Raw genomic sequence first — 2,839 nt, 5'->3', positions numbered from 1 at the left:
TGGCGGAGATCCTGCAGAAGGAAGCCATCAATGCCGAGCCCGCCGCGCTGCGCCTGCTCGGGCAAGCGGCGCGCGGCAGCATGCGTGATGGCCTGTCGCTGCTGGACCAGGCGATCGCCTACAGTGCCGGCAGCGTCAGCGACTGGGTCACGAAGGCAATCCGCAAGGTCAGACCACCTGATCTCGGTGATTTTACGATGACCCCAATTTGAAGATCATGCGCAGATCGGTACGGGGAAAGAGGGTTTCGGTGGCGGAAAGCTCATCGCAGAGTTTGGTGATCACAGCGTCGGTATGAGATCGCGCGCTGTGATGCAAACGCACCGTTAGCGTCTTCGCGTCATAGTCTGGCAAGAGGTCTGCTTCGACCGTGTACAGAGCACAGAGTAACGCCCGTGCCTGATCAGGTTTTGGCAGGGTTTCGCGTACGATATTGGCCATAGCCGACTCGGCACGGTAGGCGACAATCTTGATCGTATCGAGGAAATGCTTGCTCAAGGTGCCCAGTTTTTTAAATCGGTCTGCTTCGGGCAACTCCTGAATTTTTATGTAGTGCGCCGTCTCTTTTCTGTCCGCCTTAAGCTTGACGACATCCGCCTTGAGCCCCTCGATCTGCTCATGGAGAGCGGACTTCTCGGCAACAAAGGGAACCACCTGTTCGGGATCGATCGTCAGTTCGAGATTGAGCGCGCCAAATTGGGCGAGCAAGCGACTCAGGCGAGCATTGGCGCTGCGCACTTGGCTGTCGAGTTGCCGATAGGCCGGATTGACGAGCTTGATCGGGTCAGTAATCTCTTCGGTGCTGTAGTCCGCTAACCTATCCAGGCCAAAGTTTAGACGGCCATAGCGAAAGAAGTTTTCTTGAGACCATCGGGCAAACATTCGTGCTCCCAGAATGACACTGGTCGTATGGTAATCGGTGCTCAAAATGGCGGTTTGATGGCCTCGATCGGTGAGTTTGCGAATTTCACGCAGCCACAGCCCATTGGGAAGACGTGTGCCCCGTTCGGCCAGACGCATGGAAATGACTTGATTATTCACCAGGGTCACGGCCTGGCTCTGGAACTCGTCCTCGGCCCAGTCTGCACCGGGATACTTGTGATAGCTCAGGCAAGCGATCCCTTTCTCAAGCAGACGTTGAAAGAAATCGGGGCTATAGCCTTCGCGGTCGAAGACCAGAACCAGACGATGTCGTGGGTGCAAGCCTGGTGCGTTCTCCGGCATTTCGTTGGCTTCAGGTACTTCAAGTGCTTCAGGTGCGTTCTCCGGCATTTCGTTGGCTTCAGGTGCTTCATGTGCTTCAGGTACTTCAGATGCTTCAAGTGCTTCAGATGCGGGTTTGGCAAGAGCCGGATGTCGTACTTCCAGACGGGGCAAAATCTCTTCTTCAATGGAGCGGATCAGGCCGGGATCAACCACTTGATTGATGACCATGAAGGGCTGACCGTCCATGGCGTTAACCCAGTAGTCGACCGTGGCGCGCAGACAGAGCTTCTCCCGCGCCACATAATGCTTGGGTAGCCGGGTCTGCTGACCATGATAGACGCGGACATGGCCGTCGATATAGAGCACGTGGGCCTGTTCGGGCGCTCCCTCCATCCAGCGTTGGCACAGGGCGGCGCTCCATTCCAGGGGGTGGCCGACCGCACTCATCAGGTGTATTTTTTTGCGCAGGGTGCGTACTTCCGGCGCCCGATCCAGCCCCAGCAGTTTGCCCCATTCGCCAGGCGCACAGTTACGCAAGACTTCGATTGACTGCATGCGACAAAGCGCCATGAAGGCGAGCAGCATCAATAGGCTGTCAGGGGCGTAGTATCCCGCAGGGAGCGTGAAAAACCTCTCCGTGCCCTCAAGCAGTCCCATCGCCAGTAGCGCCGGCAAGGCACAGAGTACGCCGCCATTGGGTACGTCCAGAGCGGCTTCAAATCGTGGCGCAGCAGCACCTAGCGCACCCACGCTGGCGGCTAGTCGGCCGACGATGTCGTGCGCGGCCACGCCCATCGGGGCGGCGGCATCAAGCGTTGTTCGTTCGCTTTTGCTGCTTATCCATGCATCAGGGTCTTTTTTTTTTACGACATGTACACGACCTGACCGCACCGCCTTATCCAGAGTGTCACTTTTCAGTTCCAGCCGTGCGGCGACGTCCTTTACACTCAGTCCATCATCCAGTAATCGCTGTGCTTCGGCGAGCACCGGCTCGGTCAATACCGCCGCCCCGCGCGTTTTCCTCTCGACATAAAATGCACGTGGCCCACCTTCCCGATAGCGCTTGACAGCGCGCTTGATCGTCACCAGGGGGATGCCGAACGCCCGGGCGATTTGGGACTGTTTGGCGTGTCCGCTGACGAAGAACTGACTGGTAATCATTCTGAAGGATGCCAGGTCGTCCAGCGCATGCGTAAACACCGGCAGACTGCCGTGAAAGTACGTGATTTGGTCTTTTTCACGCGTAAATCCCAAACTGTTAGTGATCTGGGTAACACCCTGTGGAAACATGGGCAAATGAAGTTGCTGCATTTTGTATTGCCTCGCGACGGTGGCTTCGGGCGCACAACCCGACCAATACCGGTATCTTCCCAAAATCCGGAGCGTCGGTGTGCCTTTCTTGCACTTTGCCACGGTTCCATCAGATAAGCGCTTGTTACTTATTGGCTTTTTTAGGTGTTTCCAAAACCATGAAAAATTCCGGGATCAGGTGGTCTGTATCTTCTTCGCGTGATTTATTTTACAAACTTCGATGAATACAAAAAAAACTGCCAGAACTGTTCCGCAAGTCTATCTGATCGATGACGATCCTGTAGCCCTGTTCCTGCTCGTCGATCTGGCGGAATCAGTCGGT

The 2,839-nt window shown here is 55.9% G+C and carries 2 protein-coding genes; one reads left to right on the top strand and one right to left on the bottom strand.

The annotated features are described in order from the left end of the window. A partial coding sequence (locus tag ACOYNV_RS27105; protein WP_422902929.1) for a hypothetical protein occupies positions 1-212 on the top strand: 212 nt, incomplete at its 5' end. On the opposite strand, the gene ACOYNV_RS27100 is transcribed toward ACOYNV_RS27105, so the two are convergent. Beyond that, positions 193-2,517, bottom strand: coding sequence for a putative transposase (locus tag ACOYNV_RS27100; RefSeq protein WP_422902928.1), 2,325 nt, complete (start codon positions 2,515-2,517; stop codon positions 193-195). The two genes, ACOYNV_RS27105 and ACOYNV_RS27100, sit on opposite strands and share 20 nt — an antisense overlap. Positions 2,518-2,839: the final 322 nt, after the last annotated feature.

Origin of the sequence: Propionivibrio sp. (assembly GCF_049316945.1) — a bacterium.
GTDB lineage: Bacteria > Pseudomonadota > Gammaproteobacteria > Burkholderiales > Rhodocyclaceae > Propionivibrio.
The sequence above is the reverse complement of the archived record's forward strand: the minus strand, read 5'-3'. Positions and strand labels throughout refer to the sequence as shown.

What these genes read in the sequence shown, in the direction of transcription:
- ACOYNV_RS27100 (WP_422902928.1), bottom strand. Translation starts at nt 2,517, where the DNA reads ATGCAGCAACTTCATTTGCCCATGTTTCCACAGGGTGTTACCCAGATC.